This window comes from Salegentibacter sp. 24 (assembly GCF_004362395.1).
In the GTDB taxonomy this organism is placed as follows: Bacteria; Bacteroidota; Bacteroidia; order Flavobacteriales; family Flavobacteriaceae; genus Salegentibacter.
In genome coordinates this window covers 1-26,986 of record NZ_SNWE01000038.1, presented here as the reverse complement: position 1 = coordinate 26,986, position 26,986 = coordinate 1, and the positions used below count along the sequence as shown (strand labels likewise).

28 protein-coding genes are annotated in these 26,986 nt (G+C 35.2%); 10 read left to right on the top strand and 18 right to left on the bottom strand.

The window, feature by feature from the left end:
- Positions 1-65: 65 nt before the first annotated feature.
- A complete protein-coding gene (locus DET49_RS17860) occupies positions 66-392 on the bottom strand; it encodes a DUF6660 family protein (protein WP_243729721.1) in 327 nt (108 codons plus the stop codon).
- A gap of 564 nt (positions 393-956) precedes the next feature.
- Here DET49_RS17860 and DET49_RS17855 point away from each other — a divergent pair.
- Positions 957-2,288: a tyrosine-type recombinase/integrase gene (locus DET49_RS17855; RefSeq protein ID WP_133550141.1), complete on the top strand. Its 1,332-nt coding sequence runs from the start codon at positions 957-959 to the stop codon at positions 2,286-2,288.
- 21 nt (positions 2,289-2,309) lie between these two features.
- Here DET49_RS17855 and DET49_RS17850 read toward each other — a convergent pair whose 3' ends face one another.
- The 9 genes from DET49_RS17850 to DET49_RS17815 form a co-directional block, all read right to left on the bottom strand.
- Positions 2,310-5,201: an SIR2 family protein gene (locus DET49_RS17850; protein ID WP_133550139.1), complete on the bottom strand. Its 2,892-nt coding sequence runs from the start codon at positions 5,199-5,201 to the stop codon at positions 2,310-2,312.
- A 383-nt stretch (positions 5,202-5,584) separates the two neighbouring features.
- Positions 5,585-5,710, bottom strand: coding sequence for a hypothetical protein (locus DET49_RS18855; RefSeq protein WP_262708003.1), 126 nt, complete (start codon positions 5,708-5,710; stop codon positions 5,585-5,587).
- Positions 5,711-5,876: 166 nt separating this feature from the next.
- Positions 5,877-6,812 (bottom strand): DUF5677 domain-containing protein, encoded by a 936-nt coding sequence (locus DET49_RS17845; RefSeq protein WP_133550137.1) that lies wholly within the window; start codon positions 6,810-6,812, stop codon positions 5,877-5,879.
- A 137-nt stretch (positions 6,813-6,949) separates the two neighbouring features.
- Positions 6,950-7,708, bottom strand: coding sequence for a hypothetical protein (locus tag DET49_RS17840; protein WP_133550135.1), 759 nt, complete (start codon positions 7,706-7,708; stop codon positions 6,950-6,952).
- Between the two features lie 11 nt (positions 7,709-7,719).
- Positions 7,720-7,950: a hypothetical protein gene (locus tag DET49_RS17835; protein WP_133550133.1), complete on the bottom strand. Its 231-nt coding sequence runs from the start codon at positions 7,948-7,950 to the stop codon at positions 7,720-7,722.
- Positions 7,951-8,137: 187 nt separating this feature from the next.
- Entirely contained in the window at positions 8,138-8,437 is a 300-nt protein-coding gene (locus DET49_RS17830; RefSeq protein ID WP_133550131.1) for a hypothetical protein, read from the bottom strand.
- Between the two features lie 193 nt (positions 8,438-8,630).
- A complete protein-coding gene (locus DET49_RS17825) occupies positions 8,631-9,890 on the bottom strand; it encodes a DUF6575 domain-containing protein (RefSeq protein WP_133550130.1) in 1,260 nt (419 codons plus the stop codon).
- Positions 9,890-10,324 carry a hypothetical protein gene (locus tag DET49_RS17820; RefSeq protein WP_133550128.1) on the bottom strand — a complete coding sequence of 145 codons (435 nt, stop codon included), beginning with the start codon at positions 10,322-10,324 and terminating at the stop codon, positions 9,890-9,892. Before DET49_RS17820 ends, DET49_RS17825 begins: the two co-directional genes overlap by 1 nt.
- A 1,079-nt stretch (positions 10,325-11,403) precedes the next feature.
- The gene (locus DET49_RS17815) at positions 11,404-12,120 is read right to left on the bottom strand and encodes an SOS response-associated peptidase (protein ID WP_133550126.1); all 717 of its coding nucleotides are present in this window, start codon (positions 12,118-12,120) and stop codon (positions 11,404-11,406) included.
- 66 nt (positions 12,121-12,186) lie between these two features.
- On the opposite strand from DET49_RS17815, the gene DET49_RS17810 reads away from it, so the two are divergent.
- On the top strand, positions 12,187-12,597 hold the full coding sequence (locus DET49_RS17810; protein ID WP_133550124.1) for a LexA family protein: 411 nt from the start codon (positions 12,187-12,189) through the stop codon (positions 12,595-12,597).
- 1 nt (position 12,598) lies between these two features.
- Entirely contained in the window at positions 12,599-13,855 is a 1,257-nt protein-coding gene (locus DET49_RS17805) for a Y-family DNA polymerase (protein WP_133550122.1), read from the top strand.
- 205 nt (positions 13,856-14,060) lie between these two features.
- On the opposite strand, the gene DET49_RS17800 is transcribed toward DET49_RS17805, so the two are convergent.
- Both DET49_RS17800 and DET49_RS17795 read right to left on the bottom strand, forming a co-directional pair.
- Positions 14,061-14,972 carry an AraC family transcriptional regulator gene (locus DET49_RS17800; RefSeq protein WP_133550120.1) on the bottom strand — a complete coding sequence of 304 codons (912 nt, stop codon included), beginning with the start codon at positions 14,970-14,972 and terminating at the stop codon, positions 14,061-14,063.
- A gap of 19 nt (positions 14,973-14,991) precedes the next feature.
- Positions 14,992-15,366: an STAS/SEC14 domain-containing protein gene (locus DET49_RS17795; protein ID WP_133550118.1), complete on the bottom strand. Its 375-nt coding sequence runs from the start codon at positions 15,364-15,366 to the stop codon at positions 14,992-14,994.
- A 200-nt stretch (positions 15,367-15,566) separates the two neighbouring features.
- Here DET49_RS17795 and DET49_RS17790 point away from each other — a divergent pair, with 200 nt between their 5' ends.
- The 4 genes from DET49_RS17790 (at position 15,567) to DET49_RS17775 (ending at position 18,423) form a co-directional block, all read left to right on the top strand.
- A complete protein-coding gene (locus DET49_RS17790) occupies positions 15,567-16,487 on the top strand; it encodes an RteC domain-containing protein (protein WP_243729720.1) in 921 nt (306 codons plus the stop codon).
- Between the two features lie 252 nt (positions 16,488-16,739).
- Entirely contained in the window at positions 16,740-17,021 is a 282-nt protein-coding gene (locus tag DET49_RS17785; RefSeq protein WP_133550116.1) for a helix-turn-helix domain-containing protein, read from the top strand.
- Positions 17,022-17,024: 3 nt separating this feature from the next.
- A complete protein-coding gene (locus DET49_RS17780) occupies positions 17,025-17,777 on the top strand; it encodes a hypothetical protein (RefSeq protein WP_133550114.1) in 753 nt (250 codons plus the stop codon).
- Entirely contained in the window at positions 17,761-18,423 is a 663-nt protein-coding gene (locus DET49_RS17775; RefSeq protein ID WP_133550112.1) for an ATPase, read from the top strand. The genes DET49_RS17780 and DET49_RS17775 overlap by 17 nt, the downstream gene beginning before the upstream one ends.
- Before the next feature lie 249 nt (positions 18,424-18,672).
- Here DET49_RS17775 and DET49_RS17770 read toward each other — a convergent pair whose 3' ends face one another.
- From DET49_RS17770 to DET49_RS17750, 5 genes are all read right to left on the bottom strand, one after another.
- Complete coding sequence (locus tag DET49_RS17770; protein WP_133550110.1) at positions 18,673-19,866, bottom strand: MBL fold metallo-hydrolase; 1,194 nt, start codon at positions 19,864-19,866, stop codon at positions 18,673-18,675.
- A 91-nt stretch (positions 19,867-19,957) separates the two neighbouring features.
- Positions 19,958-20,623: an NAD(P)H-dependent oxidoreductase gene (locus tag DET49_RS17765; protein WP_208109674.1), complete on the bottom strand. Its 666-nt coding sequence runs from the start codon at positions 20,621-20,623 to the stop codon at positions 19,958-19,960.
- Between the two features lie 9 nt (positions 20,624-20,632).
- On the bottom strand, positions 20,633-21,682 hold the full coding sequence (locus tag DET49_RS17760) for a carboxymuconolactone decarboxylase family protein (RefSeq protein WP_133550108.1): 1,050 nt from the start codon (positions 21,680-21,682) through the stop codon (positions 20,633-20,635).
- Positions 21,683-21,886: 204 nt separating this feature from the next.
- The gene (locus DET49_RS17755; protein ID WP_133550106.1) at positions 21,887-22,462 is read right to left on the bottom strand and encodes a DapH/DapD/GlmU-related protein; all 576 of its coding nucleotides are present in this window, start codon (positions 22,460-22,462) and stop codon (positions 21,887-21,889) included.
- A gap of 157 nt (positions 22,463-22,619) precedes the next feature.
- Positions 22,620-22,991 carry a hypothetical protein gene (locus DET49_RS17750; RefSeq protein ID WP_208109673.1) on the bottom strand — a complete coding sequence of 124 codons (372 nt, stop codon included), beginning with the start codon at positions 22,989-22,991 and terminating at the stop codon, positions 22,620-22,622.
- 196 nt (positions 22,992-23,187) lie between these two features.
- On the opposite strand from DET49_RS17750, the gene DET49_RS17745 reads away from it, so the two are divergent.
- Entirely contained in the window at positions 23,188-24,021 is an 834-nt protein-coding gene (locus DET49_RS17745; RefSeq protein ID WP_243729719.1) for a helix-turn-helix domain-containing protein, read from the top strand.
- A 126-nt stretch (positions 24,022-24,147) separates the two neighbouring features.
- On the opposite strand, the gene DET49_RS17740 is transcribed toward DET49_RS17745, so the two are convergent.
- The gene (locus tag DET49_RS17740; RefSeq protein ID WP_133550102.1) at positions 24,148-24,537 is read right to left on the bottom strand and encodes a helix-turn-helix domain-containing protein; all 390 of its coding nucleotides are present in this window, start codon (positions 24,535-24,537) and stop codon (positions 24,148-24,150) included.
- A 405-nt stretch (positions 24,538-24,942) separates the two neighbouring features.
- Here DET49_RS17740 and DET49_RS17735 point away from each other — a divergent pair, with 405 nt between their 5' ends.
- The gene (locus DET49_RS17735) at positions 24,943-25,731 is read left to right on the top strand and encodes an RNA polymerase sigma factor (protein WP_133550100.1); all 789 of its coding nucleotides are present in this window, start codon (positions 24,943-24,945) and stop codon (positions 25,729-25,731) included.
- A gap of 2 nt (positions 25,732-25,733) precedes the next feature.
- On the top strand, positions 25,734-26,834 hold the full coding sequence (locus DET49_RS17730; RefSeq protein WP_133550098.1) for a hypothetical protein: 1,101 nt from the start codon (positions 25,734-25,736) through the stop codon (positions 26,832-26,834).
- Positions 26,835-26,986: the final 152 nt, after the last annotated feature.

Genomic DNA, 26,986 nt, shown 5'->3' with positions numbered 1-26,986 from the left:
AGGATCTAGTATGAGAACCAGGATTTGGTCAAAAAAGGATATAATTATCCTTTAAAAAAACTGAATTAAACTTTTGGAGGATCTAAAAAGGAAAGAATAGGTTCTTCCACTGAGCTGTCAAAATGGACAAAGGCTTTTGATGGAATTTCAATAATCAAAACCTTGAAATTTGAAGAACCGAAATCTACTGTATGCACATGGCAGCAATGGCAACTACAAAAAGGAGGGCATAAATCTGCTACTTTATCATGTGAATAGTCGATATCTAAATTCTGCGTAGCAACCACTGTTACTTCTGAATCAGAAATCACTTGTGAAGTGTCACTATCATTACAGGCTAATAAGTTAAGCCCGAATATATATAGAGATAATATGACAGCGATAATTTTCACACTACAAAGATAAAAAAAAATCAATGCACAGATTGTGCAAAAAGAATAGGAACAGATTTCAAAAGGTTTATCACATAATTTGATAATAATTTCAATTAAAAAATTACCAAGATCTTATACTGAAGAATTAGAACATTGTTTTTTAATAAGCTATTTAATGAAATAGAGAATTATACAAATCCTTCAAATTACTAAGTTACACTTCGAATGAGATAGGAAATATCCCCAAATAATGTTAATTAACATTATTTTCTATTCAAATTTGGCTTTCCAAAAATGTTGTACCTATGTTGTACCCAGTCCATAAAAAAAGGCCTTACATTTCTGTAAAGCCTTGTCATTGCTAGTAGCGGGAACTGGACTCGAACCAGTGACCTTCGGGTTATGAGCTGGAATTAAGGGAACAGCAAAATCCACCAAAAACCCATAAATGCTATGTTTTACAGGTCTTTACATTTTTATTGATATCAAAGAATAACGGGTAAAATGGAATTATTCTGTACTTATTCTGTACTAGTTTTTAGAATTTTTACTTATATTTAAATATCTAAAAATAAGTTCGTTATGGCCAGTATAAAAGTTGTCTTGCGCAAAAATATGATCAGGAAAGATGACACTATTCCTCTTGCACTTAGAATTAGTGAAAATTATAAGACAAATTACCATTGGCTTGGACACTATATTCTTGAAAAAGATTGGGACAAAAAGTTTGGAAAGGCTAAAAAAAGCCATCCCAACCATAAAAAACTGAATCATTTCCTGATGAAGAAAATGACCGAGGCCCAAGATTTGTATTTTCATTCAGAAGATGATTTGACGCCCAGACAGATTAAAAACAAGCTGAAAGGGCCGGGAGGTTCTCAATCTTTCTTTGCAGTAGCGGCTGAACGTGTAAAGCAGAAATATGATAAAGGAACTTTTTCTGTCGCGAAATCTGAGCTGTCTATTCTCTATAACCTGGAAGAATTTCTGAACCTCAAAACCAATCAAAGGAAAGAGGAGGTTAAAAAATCAATAAAAGAGCGACGGCGAATACGAGTGAGTAAGACCAGAAAAGGTGAATATTCTTTTGAGGATGCCATCACCTATTTTAAGAGAAATACCCGACTGGAGTTTCGGGAAATGAATGAATCATTTCTAAATAAGTACAAAGCCTTCTGCTCCACTTACCTGGGACAAAAGACCCGAACCATCACAAACCAACTTATTTTTATTAGAACCCTCTTTAATGTTGCTATAAAAGACGGGATTGTTTCTCAAAAGTATTATCCTTTCGGGGGTGAAAAAGAAAAAATCAGAATTGGCTCAGGAAATAAAATTGGACTGACTGCTGAGGAAGTTACCAAAATAGAAAATCTTGCAGTGGAAAGTCATTCTTCGATATGGCACACCAGGAATGTCTGGCTTGTTTCCTTCTACTTTGCAGGTATAAGAATTTCAGACGTTGTAGCCTTGAAGTGGACAGATATAAAAGATGGCCGCCTGTACTATGTAATGAATAAGAATGAAAAACCATTGAGCTTTAAAGTCCCGGAAAAAGCCAAAACCATCTTTAATCTTTACCTGATGGATAAGACGGAGAACAATGGCTATATTTTTCCATTTTTAAAAGATGCGGATCAACAAGATGCAAAAAGCGTATTTCTTAAAATGAGGAACGCTACTAAGGTTTTAAATAAATTCCTGAAACGAATAGCTGCCGAGTGTAAAATAGACAAAAACCTCTCAAATCACATAGCCCGTCATACTTTCGGAAACATAGCCGGAGATAAAATACACCCCTTAATGTTACAAAAATTATATCGCCATAGTGACCTAAAAACCACACTAAATTACCAGGCCAATTTTATTCATAGAGATGCAGATGATGCACTGGACAGTGTAATCAATTTTTAGAAAGTTGCAAGTTTTGCTTTTTTAAATAATTATTTTACTAATATATTTTTTGCAAAAATCTTCTAATCTCCAAGCAGAAAGATTGTTAATTTGTTTTTTGGTTTCTTTATCAAAAATTACTTTATCGTAAATCTTTTTTGTTTCTTCATATCTAGGAGGAGAAGTGGCTTCCCAGCTGTTCATGGCATATTTTAGAAAATATAAGCCATCTTTCTTTTTATCTGATTTGATAAGTAATTGCCCTATCCAACTACAAGCGTAACCAATATTTAATATAGAGTTGGTACTATCCTCTGTTAGTAACAACCTAAAGGACACACAGTAACAGAATAAAGAATTTTTTTCTTCTTCCAGAATTTCCAGGCATTTTCCAACATTACCATAAAAGTTACCACTTAATTCTTTATTAATTTTTGTTTTGTCTAGAACCTCATCTAATAATTCATTCTGTAGAAAAAAGTTCAATGCTTTTTCAACATTGACTTTATCGCCTGAGTCTCTTCTAGCCAACGCTAAATTATGTTTTAAGCTATACTGGTCGGCTAAACTTGATTCGTTTAATAAAAACTCACCTTCCTCTCCATTCTGTATTGCCTCGTCGAATTTCTTTTGATACCATAGATTATATGTTTTCTCACTACAATAGGATAAGTAGTGAGAGCTTTTACCTGGTATTAATTTTGAATAATTTTCTAAATTTCTGAGAGACACATCAAATTTACCCATCTGGGTTTGGGTTGTAAAAAGTAAATTTATTTGTGAATGAAAATATGAAAATTCTCCATTAACAGCAGTTTCCCAACTCATGGCTTCATATAGCTTCTCAGCAACTCTTAAATACTCCTCAGTGTATCCAGCTGCTAGAATTGATTTACCAACTTCCTCTAGGGCAATTAGCGCAGATTTGAAATCATTTTTATTGATTTGTAATTCTATTTTTGAAGTCCAATTTTGAAAATCTTGTATTGTTAAATTAGAACTTAGGTTCGGTTTTAATATGTAAATAAATCGATCATAATATTTGACAAAAAGGGTAATGAATTTTGCCCTTTCATTTTTTGGATACTTTGTAAGAACGTATTCTTTAACCAGAGGATGTAATTCAATTTCTCCACCGCTTAAGAATTCTACCAAATTTAGGTTTTTAAGTGTTTTTAATGCTCGGTTAAATCTGTTTGGTTTTAATTCCGTTTGTAAAATTTCTTTTAAATTTTCCTCAGTTTCCGGTTTAACCGTTTCGGCTATTCCTCTAATAAGGGTTTTTTGATTATCATTTAAGCTTTTCCAGACTTCATCTAAAATCTTACTCGATAAAATTGATGAAAAGTCATCTTCATCAAAGGAAGATTTATTTTCTATTTTATCAATAAAATTGTAGACTGTTTCAACCCCTCTTATAGCCTGTCCAGCAATTAGATTTAGCCAAAGTGGATGACCTTTGGTGATTTTATGAGCTTTATTTGATAGTAACTTTAATTGGCTTTTTTTAATTGAAATTTTATATAACTTAAAAAGTTCAAAGCATTCCTCTTGAGAAAGACCATCTAATTGTATTTGATAGAAACCAACACCAGCTTCTCGAATAAATGGGCGGCATGTAAATACGAATTTGGAATTATGACCCTTATTCATAATTTGATTTAACAGATAATCAAAACTTCCAGCAGGAGTAAATGTCTCTAAATCAATATAATTGTCAATATTATCAAAAACGAAAATTATCTTTCTTTTACCTAAAACTTTAAAGAACGTATCAACAAGATCTCGATTGTTTAACGATTCTATTTCTTCGAATTTAAAATCAGGTGACAGTCTTTTAACAATTGAAATAAATTTAGTTTGAAATCTATTAGCCTCTTCTTTAAAATCTCTCCAATCGCCAAATTCGTAAGAATCAGTGTCGAAATAATTTCTTAAATAGTGGGCTGCGAGGGCGGATTTACCTTGCCCTCCAATTCCGGTAATAAAAATTGCTTTAAAATTCTGACTTGCAATATGGTCTATTTCTCTATTTCTTCCTACCCAATATTTATTATTTGGAGGAGAATCATATTCATGATTTTCAGAAAATTTAATTATAGGAGAATCTGATTTTTGGGTCAATTCTTCTTGGAACTCCTTTTCATCTTTGGAAGTTTTATCTTTGGATTCAATAAGTTTGTCAATACAATTTTCTAAGGAATTATAATCATCCAATACAATTGGATTAATATTTTTGGGCCAACTTTTTTTATTTTCAGTAGTTAGTATGTAGTGGTCTGGATTGAAACCGGAATATAAATTAGTTATGTATTCGAATAAATGACTTATGTAAGGATCATTTAAACTAAAGCCAATAAATAATATTGATTGGTTTGATATAATTTTTTTTAATTCAAAAGTGGAGGTTTTTTCCTCTTTATCATATAATAAATCATATTCTGAAGGAAATAAAACACACTTATGAGGTTCTTGAATGTCTCCGTGTATTTTAAAAATATACTGATCGTATTGTGAGAGCTTAGCCACTTTATATTGATTAGAATAGCTAATTTGCTCAAATTCAGGAAGAGCTTTCTCTAATAGAGAATCATAATTTGTAGTAATAATTTTATCCGTTAGTAAACCCAATTTTTCGTGTATACTTGACGGCTGTGTTTTATCATGACTTCTAATTATTTTTTCCAATATTTCTATAGAAGCTGTTTTGTGTTCAGAAATTTTGGTTAGAACTTCAATAGGTTCTAAAATTTTATCTTTTAAGGCCTGAATATACTTATCGCTTTTTTCCTCTTTATCAGATATACCTCCTAATATATCTATGATCAAAGAATTCCAATTTGGGTAGCCCATTTTAGTGGATAGCCCAGCACCTACAAATACTACTAAATTGTTTTGCTTTATTTTTTGAATTAGCTTTTCAGGAATTTGCATATCAATTATAAAATTTGAATGCTAAAGCTAAGTTTTTTCACATAATTTAACGTTTATGTCTAAAAATTGTTTTCAACAAGATATTGTTTATATTTTAAACGGTTATCTCTAAAGGAAAATTTGCTACAACGGTTTCGCTGTCGAGTAGGAAAAGGGACTTTCACTCTTCCCCTCGCACAGAACCGTCACCCATCATACGGCTCTTGTTATACAAATCCCGAGAGATCTTTGTTTCATTTCGTAAAATCATCCTCTTTTCGAAAATGTAATAAAACTGTACAACCTAACCCCTTTGCTCTATTCCCATTACAGGAACTTCATTGCTACTAAGGGTTAACTTCTCGATACCTCTGAAGGGATCCACTTTTGTTCATCTCTCTTAATCATACCTGACCAATTCTTGACTGGCCGTTTCCCAAACGCTCAATACCATTGCTCTTTACCAAAGCACCTTTGGGTGGTTTAATGCCTTCTCCTATAAGACGACATTGGTAGGTCGGTTCTACCATCTTAATTATAGTTCACCATGACTTTTTCTTGCCGGTCATTGTTTGCTCGGCACACTATCGCCAGTTGGCGGAGTAAGGGACGCGTATTTGTCGGTTGTTGGTCAAGTTAATTATTTTCTTTCTAACGTTGCCGCTTATTGGCGATGAACCGTTGATGGCAGCTGGCCTATTTCTTATAGTTAAAAATGTTTTCTTCAATTGCTTTTTTATGAACTTGCCGAAATTCTAAATACCAATTTCTGAATTCTTGATCTCTGTTTGGAATTCTTTTTTTGGTAAATACGTAGAAGCTTTCGATTAGATTATCAATAGTTGATTGATATACATCTTTACAGTTCTCAAAATCTCTAATTTGAATAATCTGACCGGAATCTTTTCCGGCTTTTGCTATTCCTTTTTGAATATCGGTTACGTGTACATTTTCTGAATAATCTCTGTATTGAAATTCGTACATAAGTGATCTATCCAAATAATTAGATAATTCTAAGAAGTTTTTTGGGCCATCATATAATGAATACCATGAGGGGTTTCTTAATTTTCTTTTTTTCTTAGTTCTATTGTATTCTTTATATACTTCATCAAATTCTGGCATTTTTAAAAGTGATGATTTAGTTTCAATAATTTCTTTTACATCTTCCCGATCAAAGAATTTATCTATAGGAAAACTTTCGTCATACTCTAAAATTAACCTTTTAAGTTCTTGAGAACTTGGGTAATCGGATACAAATCTTTTATAATTTTTTATCTGTTTTATAGCCTTCCATACCATGTATGAAAAAGCTCTTTTTCTTTCGTTTTTTTCTAAAAGGTATAATAAGCCGTAAGAGTTTTCTAACAAAGATCGAAGTAATATTTTACCAGAATCAATTGAAGAACTTTTCATTAATATTGAAATAGAATCTCCCAGCTCTAAAATATTTCTAAAAAATAAAGTTGGGATATGATTGTCCTTTCCCTCTCTTCGTTTCCTAACGTCCCAAACCAATAGATGTGTACCAAAATTTACTACCTCTGAAATATTTGCTGAAAACTCGTTTAATATTTTCTGTAAATATTCATCTGGATTTTCCGGTAAAACTTCTCTGTTTGGTGTAGTGCTCAATTTCTAGGCTTGCTGCTAACGAGTTTGTATATGAAATGTAGAGTATAAATTGGCGATTAACTTACCAAATATACCAAAATTTACGATTTAGAAAAGACACAGCTATTTTTTATAGGATACTGTGTTGGCAGTAGATTTTAATTTACAAATGAATTAGCTGGCCATTTCACTAAAACAGAATTATCCCATTTTTTTAAGAATTTTGTAAACTCATCTATAATTTTAAGGAACTCAATTGAAAAGTTCAAATATTCATCTTTTTCAGGTTCTTTATTTAGTACTTTAGTTCCGCTATTCGTATTGATTTCAAGCTTTTTTAGAAAACCAGTATTAGAGTGAGCAATTTTATTTCTTAATCGCCAAATTGAATCCAAATTTTGAAAGATATTAGAGCCATTATTGTGACTTTTTATATTCAAGAATGAGTTCGCTTTTTTGAATTTATTACTAAATAACTGTCCTTTTGAGTTTTCTGATGATATAGATTTAAAAAGTTTTTTCTTTATTTCATCGATACTTTCAAATTCTTCTAATTCTAGAGCGGAAATATTACAGTTACTAAAAGCTTTTTTACGTAAACCATCATTCCGTTGGAGACTCAATTCTAATATATCTTTTATATAATGTTCAGTTGTGGAAGTGAAATTTATTATTGCAGTTGAAATAGAACTCAATCTTAATTCATTCAATAGGAAAAGAGGTGCATCCTTTAGCCTTTCTGTTATCGGATCAGTTACTATTGCCGTATTTGCTTTCTCTAAATCAATTCTTAAAGATTTTTCCCAATCAAGACATTCTTGGTCTGTAAATTGAGTGGAAATCATTAATTGTAAATTTAGAATTGAAATTGTAGTTAAATAGCTTGAGTAAGGACCAGAAAAAGGAGTACTAGACATAGAATGAATTTTTAACCTAGATAGTTGGGCAAATTTGCAACCCACCCATTTATTTTATCAGTTATTTTTTCTAATACTTCGCTGTTAAAAGAATCATACTTATACCAAGTATCATTGTCTACATTATAATATGATACATTATTAAATGTAAAGTCATTATTTTCTAAATAAGGTTTTGTAATACTTGAAACGTATGCACCTGATTCAGAAGGTTTATTATCTGGGTAACTTATCCAATTCATATATTTCTTAATTAGTTGTTGTTCAAATTACTGTCAACGACCAAGTATAAGCGTAGTGCGGGTTTCGGAGCGATTCACTGTCCGCCCACAACAGAGCTTTATAGAAGCTAAAACACTCTATTTCATTCGTTTATCCCAAATTACGCTTTTACAATATTGTGCTTTCGTGCTTTTTTCCTTGTTTAATTTAAGTCATTGGGAATCGTAAATCCCTTATCATTTGCAATGGCATGAAATTCATTTTTCTTGTCCGCATTTTCATTGAATATTCTTTCCAAATATCATCCCATCTTCCCTGTGGGATTGATGTTGCCTTATTGGACTTAATGATAATTTCCTTAATTATTGTAAGAAAACCTAAATAGCTAAAAAGTAAGGAAGCTCTATAGGCTGCACCCTTATAACATATAAATGCCTCATTAAATAATTTTGAAACGTTTCTACTAAAACGCTTTTCAATTGTCCATTCCTCAAAAGGCAATTTCATATAGAATATTTAACTTTATTAATTATTGAAGTTAATCCAGGTCGTTTCTTTGGATGAAGCACAACGGTCTCCAGTTGGCGGAGGAAGAGACGCGGATTTGTCGGCTTAGGATTAGTTTGTTGGTCAAGTTAATTATTTTCTTTCTAACGCTGCCGCTTATTGGCGATGAACCGTCTTGGATGTGTGCTGTGCTTTAACCGAGATCTAGATCTTTACTATCTATTTCGGTAAACGAAATTAATGTGTCTATTTCTTTAATTTTCTTTTGTCCTGTTTTTTTCTCCTCTTTACGGGTTATTACGACGTTGTATAGTTTTTCCCATTTAATTTTCCAAGACATTTCTTTTCTGTCGGCATCTAAGTACCCAGAAGAAGTTTCAATTAATTTTTCATCTTTACTAACGGATTCAAAATTATAATGTCCAGTTTTTAAATTCAATGCAGTAAACCTCCCTGTTAAATATAAATCTCTGGAATTGTCATACTCCAGATCATTTATGTTAATGAGAATTTCATTTGCTTGCTTTGGACTAATTTTTTTGGAGGTTCCAAAATTAGATGTACTATTTTGATAATTTAAATTGAACTGTATTTTAGTCTTATTTATAATGTTCAATAATTTTTTGTAATTATCAATTACACTCTTGTCAATATCACTTATAAACTCTGAAAATTTTTCTTTGTCTGAAGAGCTTTCAAAAAATTTGATGAAAAATTCTATATAACGGTCTTCTATGCTAATCAAATTTGGGAAATTGGATTGTTTGGAAGCTGGTTTAAATAGTGCTCCAAATGATCGCGAAGTATTTCCAAAATAATAGAAAGTGGATGCTTGAATTATTTCCTCTTGATTGAATTTTAATTTTGACTTTGTTTTAGTGAAATTTTCTCTCTCTTTATTTATAAATGCCTTACGAATTCCTTTATTTATTTTACTTATATCGTGTAAAGAAGAAGCAAGCATTTCCAATTCAATTGTTCCTTTTCCAACTTTAGAAGTCTCATTATAATAGGCTTGAAGTACCCCGACATTTTGGCTGGAGGATATATTCTTTAGTTCCTGGTCACTATTAATAGGTTTATATATATAGTAACTGTTCTTATCTGGCAGATATGATTCTGGAAGATCAGAAAACTGAATTATAGATAAATTATGCTGTTTTAAATTATCGTCAATGTCTACTTTATATAAATTCCCATTGTTCTTATCAGAAATAAGCTCATAAAGTGTTTTTTCTTTATTTAGGTATTCTTCTAAGTAGACATTCGAAGTTCGAAAAATAAGCCATCTATTAAATTCGCTATTTGTATCTACCCAGTAATACAGAAAATTTTCGTTATAGATACTTTCAAAATGAGTAAGTAAAGGTCCGTCATAATATATTAAGTCCCGTATCTTTACCAGCTTAGGTAATGAATTAGGAGGTAAATATGTTTCTTTTAATTTTTGCATTATAGTTCCTCTATTACTTTGAATTTAGGCGCTAAATCTGCACTTTCAAATTCATACATATCAAAATGTGTAATTTCATCTTCTTCTGTAATATGCCCATCTTCTTTAACAATATTCCCCTTTGCTAAATGTGTTCCAATAACTTTTTTAAAGTTTTTAAAGGTAGCACTCAATTCTTCAAATTTCTGTCTTGCACCATATTTTTTTCCATAGAGGGATAGTCCTAAACCTTCGCATACTTCTGTAGGGCTTTTATCAAGGTATCTTTTCGGTTTTATCTTCGCTGGAGGAAGAAAATTATGTGGATGTTCTGAATCTTCAAATACAAATCTAAAAGCAGTTTTTTCTTCGAATTGAAAATACTCTGAATTTGGGCAATCACAAACTTGAGATATTTCGTCAATATCCTCTTTATACTTGTAAATATTACTCATAGAATTTATTAAAGTGGTATAAATATAACGAGCTATTTTAAATTTCACCCATTAACTTTCGATAAACATTGCACACAAATCATTATATCTCACATGATTTAGCTTGTTAACAATGGATATAACGGGATAAACCCAGGTTTCGCTAAATATAATACAATAAAAAAAAGAAAAATACGGAAAACCGTAAAGGATAGAGATCGAATAGGAGGGAAAAAATTGGAAATATACGTTACTACAGTGGTTTATTTGGCCAAAAATCTTTAGGAGACCATTCCTCGTTTAAGTGGTTAAGGATGTATTTTGCTCTTCTATTTTTTGATTCAACTTGAGAAACGAAACTATTACTTAATTAGATTTACATCAGTATCTATTAATAGAAGTGTACCCGTTCAGCCCATTCCCCCTGCATTTCGCGAAAGCTTCATTCCGGGAAAAGCGCTTCTCTACAAAGGTCTTGGACACTATCAAAGAAACTGCGACTTCCATTACGCTAACCCGATGAAAAATCGAAACGCTCCACTCCAGTTCGAAATTTTTCAATGAAGTCCGCTTCGTTGAACTTCCCATCATAGTCCTTCTTTCTCAAAAAATGGTGGTATTTCCTAATCCATATGCAAAAGTCATCCCTAAGCCCCCTCACCTTTTTAAAATGCTAAGAACAACATCCTTTCCTGGACAGCGGCATAAAGCCACTTCGGCTTCGCCTACTCTTTTTATACGCTTTACCAGGCCAGGATGTTGTAAAATAAATGCATCGAAAAAAGGTAATGTGATGGCGCTATAGGAGGTAAATCTACAAGGAAGCAATAGGCTCAGTTCAAAACCTTAAAAAGCTTTGATCGAGTCCATTATTAAATTTCAAAAAAAGGAAAATGCTCCGGATATAATAAGTAAATCAGTTAAAAATTAATTCTATGATTGGATTGTAGCCTTACGCAATTAATAATAAGAAAGTAAATAGGGTATTTTTAAAATAGAATCAAGACCAGCGAAAATTAATGGGTATAAAAAACCCACCAGAATGTGAAACTAATCGGTGGGTTTTACTAGTGTTTTGGTATTATTAAACCCAAAATAAATCACTCATTAAAAAGGTTAGGGTTTTCCTCTACTTTTTCTAATATTTCAGGCGTATTAGTATTTAGACCTCTTTTATATAAATCTCTGGTTACCGGATGTGCTTTAAAAGGCTCTCGCATAAAACTCGTAGCAAGCACTTCCTCAATTCCATTGTCGTTTAAATCGGGATCAAGCCATTCTCCTTCAAAATTGCGATCTACGGCCAATGGCATTCTTTTCTTCTTATTATGGATCTCAGCAAAGAAATCATTCGCCTCCCTGGTAATTAAACTTACTGTCCAATAACCCTCATCATAAGTATTATAGATTCCTGCAAAGCTAAAAAGTTTACGGTCTTCCAGATAACAGTAATATGGCGTAGCCGGACCACTCATTTTTTTATAGTGAGGTTCAAAAAAACCATCAGCAAGAATCAAACAGCGACGTTCCCTAACAGCCTCTTTATACATATTACTGGTTAATAGTGTTTCTGCTTTAGCATTAAGCGTATTATATTTTTTTCGAAATTTCGAAATGTCGTCTGCCCAGGGCGCAAGAAGCCCCCACTCCATCGGTAAAATAGCATCCGGTTCGTCCATAGGAATACAAAACATATTAGGATGAGAAAACCCCGACAAATGATACCAGGGTTCATAAACTTCCGGGTATCGCATAACCGCACCAGTATGTTTCTCAATTGATTTTAATTTTTTGGACAGGCTGGTTTCGTAACACATAATATTAATTTTGGATTATATCCAATTATTTGGATTTTTACCTAATTTTGTTTCCAATCTTAGCTTATGAAAATTTACAAAAAATATTCTTTACATCACCTTGTAATGCCGCTTTCAACCAACGGTATTTCTGCGGGCTTCCCTTCTCCTGCGGATGATCATTTGGAGGATATTATTGATCTCAACCATCAACTAATAAAGAATAAAGAGGCCACTTTTTTTGGCCGGGCTGAAGGCGATAGTATGATTGGTGCCGGAATTGGTAATGGTGATCTTTTGGTAATTGATAAGAGTCTAAGACCAAAGAATGATAATATTGCGGTATGTTTTTTAGACGGAGAATTTACCGTTAAGCGTATTAATATTGAAAAGGATATTATCTGGCTTGTAGCTGAAAATTATCAACCCATTAAAGTCACCAGCGAAAATGATTTTGTGATCTGGGGTATTGTTACTCATTGCATAAAGGATCTCTAATATGTTCGCCCTAGTAGATTGCAATAATTTCTATGCGAGCTGTGAACGGGTCTTTGATCCTTCCCTTCGGAATAAACCGGTTGTTGTGCTTAGTAATAATGATGGTTGTGTTATTGCGCGAAGTAATGAAGCTAAAGCAATGGGCATTTCCATGGGTGCCCCGGCCTTTCAATTGGAAAAGGATTTTGAAGCTAAAGGAATTTCCGTTTTCTCCAGTAATTATTCGCTTTACGGAGATATGAGCAGTCGGGTAATGAATATCCTCTCTCAATTCACTCCGGATATCGAAATTTATTCTATTGATGAATCTTTTCTGAAGTTTAAAGGCTTTGAACTGTATGACCTGGAGCGAATTGGTAAGGAGATGGTGGAAAGGGTGGCCAGGCAAACCGGAATTCCTATAAGTGTTGGACTCGCTCCCACCAAGGCCCTGGCAAAAATTGCTAATAAGATCGCCAAGAAATTTGCCGACCATACCGGGAGTGTTTATGCCATTGATTCGGAAGAAAAGAAAGAAAAAGCATTGCGATGGACGAAAATTGGTGATGTGTGGGGTATTGGCCGACAACACGAAAAAAAATTACTTGATATAAATGTAAAAAACGCCTGGGATTTTATTCAGTTGCCCAATGAATATACCCTGAAAAAAATGAGCGTGGTGGGTTTAAGATTAAAACGGGATCTCTCAGGTGAACCTACGCTGGATTTTGAAGAAGTAAAGAATAAAAAGAACATCGCGGTTACCCGAAGCTTCGAGAAAATGTATAGTGAATTCGACGATCTTCGGGAGCGGGTAGCTACTTATGCAGCAAAAGCCGCAACAAAACTCCGCAAACAGGATTCAAATTGCACGCTGCTCTATGTATTTCTGATCACCAATCCTTTTAGAACCGACCTGAAGCAGTATCGAGCTAATATGGTGGTAAAACTATCCAACCCTAGCAATTCTACGATGTTGTTAACTAAGGCTGCATTATACGGACTTAAAAAAATATTTAAACCAGGGTACCAGTATAAAAAAGCCGGAGTAATTATTTTAATCACACCAGCTTCTGAGCAGCAGCTTTCCCTATTTTCTGCCGAGGATCCCAGGCATCCTATCCTTATGAAAACCATAGACCGCCTAAATCAGACAGAAAACGGAAAGGTAAAATTTGCAGGTATGGATCTTGGCCGCACCTGGATAATGAAACAGGAACGGCTTTCAAATCGATACACCAGCAGGATTGATGAGATTATTCGAATTAGATGTAAATAAGACAAGTAAATTTCTATTTATTTAAAATTTATCGATCATTTATGCGAGCAGCAGCCGTATAGGCAATTATATATTATAAGCTTAGGAGAATGAAAGCTCTTTGTCTAAATTTTAAATTGCACGTTTTTCCTTATAGCGAATTATAACCACGCTTTTCGAATTGGGACACAAAATTGCCTCTAATTAAAATTCACAGCCTTTTTGCTTATGCATTTCGAGTGAACTTCTGATAATGTTTAGGGGAGACCTTGATTTTTTCTTTAAAGCTTTTTGAAAAATGCGGATACGATCCAAACCCCATTTTATCAGATATTTCAGTTAAATTTAGATTTGTACTTTCAATAAGAATTTTACACTGTTTAATTCGCTCCTTTGCATGGTATTGAAATGGGGTGCAGCCAAAGATCTCCTTAAAACCGGTCTTGATTTTATGTTCATTAGTATTAAAAAGCTCTGCAAGTTGATCCAGAGGTTTTAAAGGTTCTTCCAGATGATGCATAATATAAATATGGATTTCATGGAAAAGTTTCTGGTCCCATTTTGAATAGGTCTTAATTCCGGAATTCTTTGGTAGTTCAACGAAAAGATCATTTGGAGTATCCAGTTGATAGGAAGTGACAGTAAACCTTCCCGCTCCTGTTCCCTTTAATCTGGAGACCACTGAAGGTAAACTGATCTTTAAGTATTCATCAAATTGATATTCGAGGTTCAGATTAAAAGATTGGGAGCCATTTTCTAAAAATAAGGATATTTTTTCCTGCCATTGCCCTTGAAATTTTCCGACCAATAATTCCTGAAATGCTTTACCAATTATTTTCGAGGATTCAACTTCCTCATTATCGGGGTGCTTATAACTATAATCAAGAACTTCCAGGTTTTTATTCAATATAAACACCGCTGATCGCAAATTGACGATCTCATTTTGACGGTTAAGCCTGAGAAATTGGTCTCTTTTATTATTGAGTTCTTCCCCGGTATGGTTGAAATAAGCTACCAGGCCTTCCAGCTCATCCCGGTACCTGGTGCGTTTTATTCTGTAAGAAAAATTACCTTTGGCCCATTCCGTTAGCATACGATAAATTCCGCGTAAATTAGCCTTGTTAAATTCGCGTTCCATTATTAAAAAGTTTGAGTTATTACTTCATATCCATGTAGGGTTTTAAAAAATTTATTGCCTGATCTTTATTTGTAAAAAATTTTGTGGGAACTTTATGGTTGAGGGTTTTCAGGTAGAATTCTGTAAGCCGTACTGCCACCGGGGATGTGGTATAAAATGCAAGTGCTTTTATTAAGAGAGTGCCCTCTTGTACCAAATAACGCCGGGCAACTAAGCTGGAGTCAGTTACCCCGGAAAGATCACAAAATACAGGGTATTCAAGGTTTTGTTGAACCTCCAGGCGATCCCTTACCACCTGCTTTGCAACCTTCAGGCTTATGACCAGTTCGGGCTTATAAACTACAAAGAGTATATCATCGCGGATCCAAAATTTTCCATACCTACCTTCAAACATGGGGGGCTTACTTTAGTTAAGGATGGTTTTTTAAAGAAGAAAAATGCCTGGAGTCACCAAGCGAATTCTATATCAAATATAAAATATAAATAAATGGTACTTATATATTCTGAAGGTAAAGTTGTGAATTTAATGAATTATCAGTAATTTTTATGGTGTATTAATTATAATTAACCTCATTTGGAGTAATTTGAGTCCAGATGAGGATTACCCTGTATAACACATCCTTAAACAAACCAGACTTGATAGCCCAGCAACGTTTTTATTTACTTTCATTTACTAATAGTATGTTTGAAAAGGCCATGTCGACATTTAGCGAAAAAGTCGAAAGCGTTCTTCAGTCCGAGAAATCGGACCTGAAAAAAGCTGAAGACGGGATAAGTTTATGTATTAAAACACTAACCAAACTGCAAAAGCAGGTGGAGCAGGAAGATTTCGAAGATGCTAAGCAGGAGATCGATTTTTTCAAGAACATCAAACCTTTCCCGATGAGTTATCTCATTTATTTCTCTGAGGTTCGCACCTGCGAGCTGATGCTGCCCAAAGCGGGAAACTCCAATAAGGTCCGGTTTCTAAAAAAAGAGATGAAAAAGATCAATATGTTCTTTACGGTCAACAGCAGTTTTGTTAGTTATATGGAGCAAAACCATACTTACCTGGATCACCAGTTCTTCAGCCGAACTGCAAGGCCTGATTTCTCCTTTTCCCCCTCCATTAATTATTACCTAAACCCGGAGTTCTCGACCAGTCACGATATGTTATGGGCTAAGGTGCAGGCGCTTTACCGGTATATCCATTACATAAGGGAGAAATTAGAACGCATTCTCCCTGGAAGTAGTGGAAGTTACCGGGAACGACAACCCAATCTTCTCCATTGGTCAGGCGCTAAAATTTCATTAGTTGAAATTATCTATAGCCTTTACTATGCAAAAGACATCAACCACGGAACAGTCGAGCTTAAAACCCTTTTTTCAGCTTTTGAGGATATCTTTAATATCAAATTTGATAATTATTACAAGAATTACGGTGAATTGAAAGCCCGGAAAGATCACAGGGTAAAATATCTTTACAAGATCGCGAACATCCTGGAAGCTAAAATGCAAGAAGATGATGAAAAGTAATTTTTCGTAGTAGTTCGTACTACGAAAATTCCTTTTTTCATGAATTTTATCGAAAAACCTATCTCTCCTCCCAACATTTACCCTTCAAATTATACCATTTTGTATCAAATTTTATTAAATGTTAAACTTTTTCGTACTACGAAAGAAATAGGGAAAGAAAAAGCAGAAAGCATCTCAAATTTGTAGAACAATTGTCAAACAAGGTCAGGGACTCACAAATGCAATGTCCCTACCCCTAAAATTTGTTCTATTATGCCAACATCAATTATTACCACCGATGATCTTCGGGAATTCAAAATGGAATTGCTCGATGATATTAAACAACTTCTTACAAGTGAGGATTCCGGAACCCTTAAAAGGTACCTGAAATCTCAAGAAGTTATGGACTTCCTAAAAATAAGTCCTGGAACACTCCAGAATCTACGGGTAAATGGGACCCTCCCCTATTCCAAGGTTGGAGGCATCATTTATTATGATGCCGCGGAAATTCAAAAGGTTATGGATGAGAACCGGATACATCATTTAAACTTTTAAGCAATGAACTATATCAAGCAATTAAATGCCGCCTTTGAGAAGTTCTACTTTGATGACCGTTTGAACCCTACGCACATCAGCTTATACATGGCTTTATTTCAGGAATGGAATAGCAGCAGGTTTGCCGATGAATTTTTTGTGAACCGCAGGGATCTGATGAAAGTAGCGAAGATCGGTTCCAAATCTACCTATCACAGGTGTGTGACCGATCTTAATGCCTGGTCTTACCTTTGCTATTACCCCTCTAACAATCCTTACAAAGGCAGTAAAATTAAGATGTTCAATCTTGGGACTGGTGATCAGTCGCAACCGGACCAGTATGATCCCAAATTGAAACAACTGGAAGACCAGTACCATCCCATCCGGGAACCGGTAACGAACCGGCACCGACCCGTCAGTGGACAGGTATTGGACTCGCAGCGTCCCGTGAGTGGACAAGCATTGGTATCTACTATAAACAATACCAAACAAATAAAACATAATAAACAACCAAACAGCCTGGAGGTGGTTTTGAATTTTTTTAATGATAAAAATTTTAATTCGGATTATGGAATAAAATTCTTTGAGTATTATCAGAATCGGGAATGGAGAACTAGCGATGGCTTAGAGATCAGAGATTGGCAGGCACTAGCGCTGCATTGGATGGAAAAGTTTGCGTTAGCCAAAGAAAAAAAGAAAGCATACAAAAATGAAGTGTCCCAGTTCAGGGACAACCTGCGAACCACTAAAACTAAAGATTATGGACAACCCCTCTAAAATAACAGAAGGTGGCGTGGAATATTCCCTGGGTAAGTTCGATGGGAAATGTGTGCACTATGATTTCCCGAAGATTTTATTGTATCTCAGCGCCAAGGGAAAGCTTCTTTTTGGAAAGAAATTTAAAATTTACAAGGAAGATAAAGCGGTCCTGCTAAAACTGTGCTCCTACTTTATCCGCGATAAGGAAAATTGCAAAAAGTACGGTATTGATATCGATAAGGGTATTTTATTATCAGGTCCTGTGGGATGCGGGAAAACTACTTTGATGAAATTACTGCGGCATTTAGTTCCTAACCAGCGACCCTATGAAATGATTCCCAGCCGGAACGTCACTTTTAGTTTTAATCATCTTGGATATAAAACCATCGAAGATTATGGCTGTACTAAATTCTTTTGTTTTGATGACCTGGGTGTTGAACCCCCTGGAAGGTTCTATGGAAAGGATCTCAACGTGATGGGGGAAGTATTGCTTTCCAGGTATGAGCTTTACCTGGAAACCAATCAAAAGCTCAAAACACACGCCACGACAAATTTAAACGCTGAAGAACTGGAAAAAAGTTACGGAAACCGTGTTCGCAGTCGAATGCGGGAACTGTTCAACCTGGTAGCTTTTGATGAAAGTTCCGGGGATAAGAGAAGGTGAAATTCAGGATTTTATCAAATTGAAATACCCCTTTTACTGCAATTTATTTCTCGAATTCATTAAAAATGTTGAAAAAATCGCTTTTAAACTACGGCTGTGCAGATTGCTGCTGCTGAAGAACTGAAAGACTTATTGATAAAATCAAGACCAAGCTTAATAAAACTTAAGCCTAAATTTCAAGTGATTTTGATAATTGGAAGGATTCAAAAATGATCAATCGTTTTAATATTAATTTGTCTTCTTTGCGTGCTAATCATTGATTCTTTTTAGGTAGAAAGGTTCACCAGGAGCCAGTAAAACAATCCTCTCGGGATTAACCACTTTATCATATAAGTCTTTAGGGTCCGCATTAAAGGGTGGAAAATCTGGAGCATCAATTGTACCCCAATGGTGAAGTAACAGTGGCGTATTTGGATAGGTATTGGCCAGTTTTACCGCTCCCTCCAAAGTAAAATGCCATTCACTATTCGAAAAATCAAATAAAATTGCATCTGGGATTCTCATATCCAGATGCGCCTTCATTAAGCGAGAGTCTCCAGTAGCCCAAATACAACCATCAGGAGTTTCAATCCAAAAACCTGCACTATCCTCCTGCAGAAATGTTCGGTCACTAGTTCCCGGGTATGCATTCTGCCAGGCGTGATCAGCAGGAGTTAATTGTACTTCAATATTTTCTATTTGAAATGTATCGCCAATTTCGTGACCTACAGAAGGAAATCCTTGATTTTGCATCAACGAATCAACATAAATTGTAGAGTGAAAAGCTGTGGTTTTGGGAGCCAAAACTTCTAAGGTCGGGATACTATAATGGTCATTATCAGCATGGGTTATCAATACGGCATCGAGTTTCGGAACATTCTGCGGTGAAATAGGAATGTCAATCATAAGCGGCATGTCAAACCCCTGCATCAAAGGATCAATCATAAGCGTTGTGCCCCTACTATTGATTAAAAAACCTGCATTTCCTAGCCACCGTATTGTTGTATTATTTGTTGCTTGAAATGCTTCGGCTCCGAAAGGCTGGGTGGCAGGAGGTCTGGCCTGAATATTTCTTTTACCAATTAAACCTGTTTCTAATTTTGAAGTAAGTGTAATCGGAACTACTTCTGTTCTTTCCACAGTTTTCACCATCCCCTTCGTTGCATTTTTATATTTCAAAAAATGAGCGGTCTTCTGATGTGAGGTATGTGCTTCCTTTGAAGCGAATGTTTCAATTACAAAAACCTTGGTGGAATCCTCTCGTTCGTAGACGGCATAAATTTCTAAAGCGCCTTCTTCTGTATTTACAGCTGTTTCGATATCTTCTATTAAAGCCTCTCTGAATTCTGAAAGCTGGGATTCCTCCACTGTGAGTTCAACTATTCTCATAAAGAGTGAACTTTCCTGTGAATAACCAGAGATTGAAAGAATCAACAATAGAAAAATATTTGATAGATTTCTCATAATAATATTATTTAATCTTATTCAAGTTTAAAATTTACTGAATTGAAGGACTACTAATAGTTTAGAACCCAAAAAATTTCGCTCATTTTCTTTAATCTGCTTTTTTCAGCCTTTCAGCAAGTTGATCCTGATAGGAATGAATTGTCGCTTCATCGGCATCACCAACGCCAAGAAAGGTTAGTGGCTCCAGATACTCCATACCTACATATTTGGAGCACACCTTCATTGGTGTCAATATTTCTTCCATTGTGGAACCGATCCTACCCTCGTGGGAATAAGCTTTTTCATCAGCTCCAGCAGTCACTACCACGAGCATCTCTTTTCCCTCTAATGTCTTAGGCGCCCATTGATACCATACCTGGTTAAAATAAGCTTTCAACATAGGGGTCAGATTAAACCAATGAATGGGATACATATAGACAACCCTGTCAATACCATCATAGGCTTTGCGTTCGGCTTCTACATCAATTCCGTTAATATCATTGCCATACAAGCTTTCCAGGTTTCTATAAACCACTCCATCCAGTTCCTGAACGGTTTGCCACAAGGCCTTATTGATAACTGACTTGTCAGGGTAAGGATGTGAGGCTATTACAAGTGTTTTTTTGAGTGTGGTCTCTTCACCAGTATTCGTTTGTGCATGAATTTCTGTCTCTGCCAAAATAGCTGCAATCCAAATGAGAGTGATTGTTCCAACTTTTATCAGCCTAAACCTTTTCCCAAAGGCATTTGTCATTCCCACGGATCTTTTCATCATCGGTAATTTTTATAATTTCTGAAATATTTCATCCATTGTCTCACTATCGATTGCTTTCATATCAATTAATTTTAAATCTTTCACCATTTCTAACGTGCTGCTTTTGTAATGTTTGAAATGAGATGTTTGCAAATGCGATTTGTAAGCTTTTTGATTTTTATAAATTTCTAGAATTCTTATCAGATTAGGATTTTCTTTTTGAAACATTGGAAAGATAGAAATAACTCCTGGCTCTAGTTTTACCGATGCAGAGGCTTCTTCTTTCAAAATCGATTTATACTCTTCAAGATATTCCGGATAAATTTCAATTTCTGAAATGCGAACCAACATATCCTCTTCCACGGTTGGTAAAAGTGGTTTTCCAATAACAGTTTTCAAGGTATTTGCCTGTTCGTTGCTGAAGTTTTCTTCAACTAGTGTAGCTATATTTTCCAATTCGGCATCGGTTACTCCTGTATTTTTTCCTATTTCTACGTGCACTTTTAATTGAGGTTCCACGCCCGTCATTGCGGCCAAAGCAGAAATAGTAATCAGTTCCCGCTGCTTATAGGAGAGTACATCGCTGGCAAAAATATCGGCAAATAAATGTTCCTTTAGAAAAACATCTACCCGCGGCGAAAACTCACCAAATCCAGGAGCTGGTTTAGGCTGTGTCTTTCGAGTGATTTCCTCTAATACCTTTCGACCTTGTTCGTATTTGTTCGATGAGTTGTTTTGCTGAATCGGCTTTCCTTGAGGATCGTTTATCCCGTTAGATTCTCGATTTTCCACTATAGTTCTGAAGGTGTTGATAGCATTTAAACTCCGCGGAAAACCGCAGTAGGCATAAAGCTGCACCAGGGATTCCTTTATTTCGTTTATAGTTAATCCAGCATCCAAACCATTATTTAAGGCGGCATTCAACTGTTCCAGATCACCAGATGCTGTAAACATCGCAATTTCTGATAGGCCTTTTTCTGTTGCATCCAAATCCTGAGTATCATTCTGTGCACTTATTTCATCAATATTTAATATAAGTAACAGTACAACAAGCAGTGAATAATATTTTCTGTATTTCATATATCTTTATTTATCAATTTAATTTTCTAAGTTTACTAAACTTCCTCTTCTTTTATTAAAAATCTACCCGTCTATATATACTGCACTTCAAAATTATACCATTATTCCATTCTGCTTATTACACTTTTTTCATCAAAAATGTCCAATATTTCTTTTTAAAGTCAAAAGCATCAGTGTTGTAAAAGGTCATAATTCTTTGCAATACTAATTTCCTTTTATGGTTAGTGAATTTTTAATGACTTTAGCCGGAACACCACCTACTACCACGTTATTAGGAACATCTTTTGAAACCACAGCCCCTGCAGCTACCACGGAATTTTCGCCTACCGTAACCCCAGGTAATATAGTGGCATTGGCACCAATCCAGGCATTTTTTCTTATATGAATAGGTTTTGGAACCAGCGTCTGTCTTTGTGAGGGTTCCAAAGGATGCGCTTCTGAAAGCAAACTTACATTGGGGGCAAGCAAAACTCCATCTTCAATCGTTATACCACCCAAACCCAGCATAGTACAATTAAAATTGATGAACACATTTTTTCCGATACTCGTATGCTTGCCGTAGTTAATATACAATGGCGGAAAAACAGCTGTGGTATCAGAAATTTCGCCACCAGTAATTTTGCCTAGTAAAATCCTGATTTCTTCCGGATCACTGGAATTATTCATTTCCTGAAGTAACCCGATTGTTTGATAGGAGGCATCACGCAACCGGTGACGCTGTGGATCATTGGATGGTATTGGTTCACCAACCACCAATCTTTCAAAAATATCCTTTTCCATAGCATTCATATTATAATATTATTAATTGGTGTATTGTTCGACTGTCACAGGTTCTCCCCAATTCACAATTCTTTTTCCTGTATTAGTTACAATATAATGTGTTGCATGTGATTGTTAGGTGCTACACCGTGCCAATGGTTTACACTGTGAGGACAATTTACAGCATCACCTTTTTAATGATCTCTATCGGCTGGCCTTCAATTTGGTGGCGACCTTCTCCATCTACAACAATCAGTATTTGCCCGGCTGGGTGAGAATGCCAATTGGTGCTCGCTCTCGCTTCAAACAATAAATTACCCGCCACGGTGGTATAAACTGAATCATCTGCTACAAGTGACGTGTTCCAGACTGTTCCGGTGAAGTTTTCTGTGGGAGCAGGTACTCCTTGCGGAAATATTTCTGCCACTTGTCCGTTGGTTGTTTCAGTTCTATTTTTCTTCGTTATATCTTGTTGTTCTTTGTCTCCCTCATTACAAGCCAACAGGGAAAATCCACAGACTACTGCAGTTATTATTTGTATTAGTTTCATAAAGGGCTGATTTTATTTCAATTGGTAAACTTTTAGAATGTTATTCATTTTATACACAGAAGATAAGTTTGATCTCGTTTATCACTATATCATACTACAAAAATAATTCTTTTCGGTAACCTATTTCATACACATTGTACATCAATAATGTCAAATATTACTTATATTTGACAAGAGTTTATTATCCATGTTTGAAATGATAATTCCGCGAATCGCTTTTTTGGAAGTTCATGATGGAACCGAGCTTCCTGTAGATTTTCACAATCAATATCATACGCATTTATATTGCCATCGCGGCAGCATAAAATTCCTTTTAAACGACAAAAAATTACATTGTAAAAAAGGAGAGTTTCTATTCTGGTTTGCTGAAAGTAGCATTTCCAATATCTCCTTTTCTAGTAATTTTAAAGCTTCAATTCTACTCGTAGAGAAGAAATTTCTGTACAACAATGTACCAGACCAGAGCTGGAGCATTGATGCGATTTTATATTCCAGACAGTTCCCGATTAAACCAATTACCAACGATAGTGATAAGCAAAAAATACTATCCAATTTTCGGAGTATATATGATCGCTTTCTGGAAACAGACCATCGTTTTTATGAAGAAGCTCTCAAATTGCAAATGCAGATTTTTATTTTAGAAATGTGGCACACCTTTGCCAATATGTATGAGCGCCACAAACGTACACTTCAGACGGGTACTCTGTATGAAAATTTTACGCAGTTGCTGCAGCAGTATTGTATGCAGGAACGAGAAGTTCAATTTTATAGTACAAAACTACACATCACTGCCAAATACCTCAATCAAGTTTGCAAAAATAATACGGGTATCACTGCTTCTGAATGGATACAGCGTTACACTAAAGAACGGATTATTTTTTTATTACAGAACAAAAATCTGAATATTGCCGAAATTGCCAATAGAATGAATTTTTCCAGCCGATCTTTTTTTACTCGATATGTAAAAAAGCAAATAGGTGTTACACCAAGTGAATATAGAAAAAGGCTGGAAGACCGAAATAAGAAGTGAAGGTCATTTTATCTGTAATGTAGTAACGATTGACGTGTTCTACTTTGGCAATCGCGTGACGGACACTTCTTCTGGGTCGATACCCATAACTGGAGGGATGAAATTCGTAATCAAAGATAGAGCTTTTTAACTGCCTTCAAGCTCTGCAATTCGTTTCTGTAGTATTGATTTAGTCTCTTTTAACGATTCGTTGGCATCTTCTAAGGCATTGTTTGCTTTTTCTAGAGCATCCAGTTGATTTTGAAGATTAATTAATTTATCTCGCAAAACTTCTGGATCAGTTTCTTTATTAATGGAGTTAGCGGAATCTTTTTGTAACATAGGACCATCGCCGGTTAATAGCCAAGCGGGATTAAGTTCTGTACATTTAGAATATAGCAATTCCGCATCAAAAGAATTTCTTGATTTCCAATTCGATAAAGTCTGCCTCGTAATATCTAAAAAATCTGCTAATTCAGCATCTCTTCTAAATCCATAATGAATCTTTATCTGGTCAAGCATTTTTGATTTATCCATAAAAGTAAACGAAATGTTTATAAAAAGTGCTTTTAAAATTGTTTTGTAAACAATTTGTTTATATATTTGGTTTTTGTTCCAATAAATGGAACAAATCAATGAACAGGCAAACTTACGTAATTTATGAAGAAAACTTATAACACGAGTGTAGTAAAAGCTCTTGCATGTAAATATAAGGTTACTCCAAGATACATACGATATTGTCTGAATGGTGATAGAACTCCGGTGTATGCAGATGAACTAATAGCAGAATATAACCAAAAATTGGAGCAGGTAGAAAGAGCATTAAATTCAGATAAATGAATCGCTTTTTAAACTATTTAAAAATGGCGGCTTGGCCAGTAGACCTGAGCTTAAGTAGAAAAAATTTTATTTAAATCACTGGTAAAATAAATAGGGCACATTATGTTACAGCGCATTTTCAAATTATTACAACAAGGGCATCCCGATGCTTTGGAATTAATCTATGCCAGGTACCACCGCAGGGTCTTTTGGCTAGGGAAGCAATTGATAAAGGATGAATTTGTCATTGAGACTATCCTTCAGGATACTTTCTTAAAACTATGGGAGAACAGAGACGGGATAGAAGAACCAAAACATATTTACTTTTTCCTTCTCCACGTGATGAAAAGGGAATGTACCTTTTACTATTGCCGACCCCGGAACAAGTTTCAGCGGAGCATAGGCAGGTTAGAATATTACCAGGACTACCAGGAATATATGCACGGCTATGACTCGGAGGAAGAAGATGAGCATCTACAGGACCAGGAAGCGGACCAGAAAGCTTTTGACCGGATCAGGAATGTTCTCCCCTTGCTTAGCAGTGAAAGAAAGCTTCTGATTGAACTCTGTTTAAAATACGGCTTTCAGTATAAAGCCATTGCCCAGGCAATGGGATCCAGCATTACCAAAACTAGTACCGAAGTAAAAAACGCCATTGAGGATATTAAGAATATCATTAATAAAGGAAGTACGCTTGAAGATAAAGCTAAACCAAAACCGATGCTAGCTGTAAAGATCCAGGGTACTATGACCCGGGAACAGGAAAAGGTGTTACAGCTGCGTACAGAAAAACAATATTCCTTTGCGGATATTGCCCAGGAGCTGAACCTCACTCAAAAGGAAGTTCACAAGGAATTTATGGCGGCCTATAAACTATTGCAGCTCAAACACGAACAACAACAATCAGCTTAGTCATGGGAAAAGATACCATAAAACTCACCCGGAAGATCCAGCTGCTGGTAGATGCACCTACCAAGGAAGAAAAAAAGGAGGTTTATGACACGCTATACCGTTGGCAGAACCGCAGCTTTAGAGCCGCTAATCTCATTGTTTCTCATCTGTACGTGCAGGAAAGGATCAAAGAATTCTTTTATTTATCGGAAGGAGTAAGATATAAGCTGGCGGATGAAAAGAAAGCTGAAGACGGTATACTCAATCGGTCAAAGATAAACTGCACCTACCGGGTGGTATCCGATCGTTTTAAAGGGGAAATTCCCACCAACATTTTAAACAACCTGAACAATAATATAATCAATAACTTTCGTAACAACTTGCCAGAATATCAAAAAGGAGAACGTTCACTGGCAAACTTCAGAAGGGATATCGCTTTTCCTTTTGGACCGACAGGTATTCATGGATTATCGTATAAAGAAGAAAAAAAAGCATTTTGTTTTCGTTTATTTTCCATTCCCTTGAAAACATATTTAGGTAAGGATTATACCGATAAACGAAGCTTGCTGGAACAGGTAGAAGCTGGCAAAATCAAGCTATGTACCTCTAAAATTCAACTGAAAAATCAAAAAATTTATTTCTTAGCCGTATTTGAGGTAGAGAAAGAAAAGCATAGCCTGAAACCGGAAGTAATCGCAGAAGCTTCTTTATCTCTTGAGTATCCTATTATAGTGAAATCCGGAAAAGCAAAACTTAGTATTGGAAATAAGGAGGAATTTCTATATAGAAGGTTAGCCATACAGGCTGCTCTAAAAAGGGCAAAAAGCGGGGCCACCTATTGCAGACCGGGAAAAGGACGTAAACGCAAAACAAAAGCAGTGGAAAGATTCCATGAGCTGGAAAAAAATTATGTAGGTAACCGGTTGCATGTATACAGCCGAAAGCTAATTGATTTTTGTATTAAACAACAAGCCGGGACACTCATTTTGTTAAACCAGGAGGAAAAAATGGAAATTGCCAAAAAGGAAGACGGGTTTCTTTTAAGGAACTGGAATTATTACGAACTGATGACCAAAATAAAATACAAAGCTGAGAAAGCCGGTATTGAACTTATTGTGGATTAAATTCAATGATGAGGGTGCTTGTACACCCGAAAGGTGAGGTCCCTAATAGCACTCACTTGGACTTGCAACAAAAAACGGGACAAAAAGTTAAGCTACATTTTTAAATTTCATTAATTCTTCAAATTCTAATATGGTTTTGTTGCCCAAAGCCG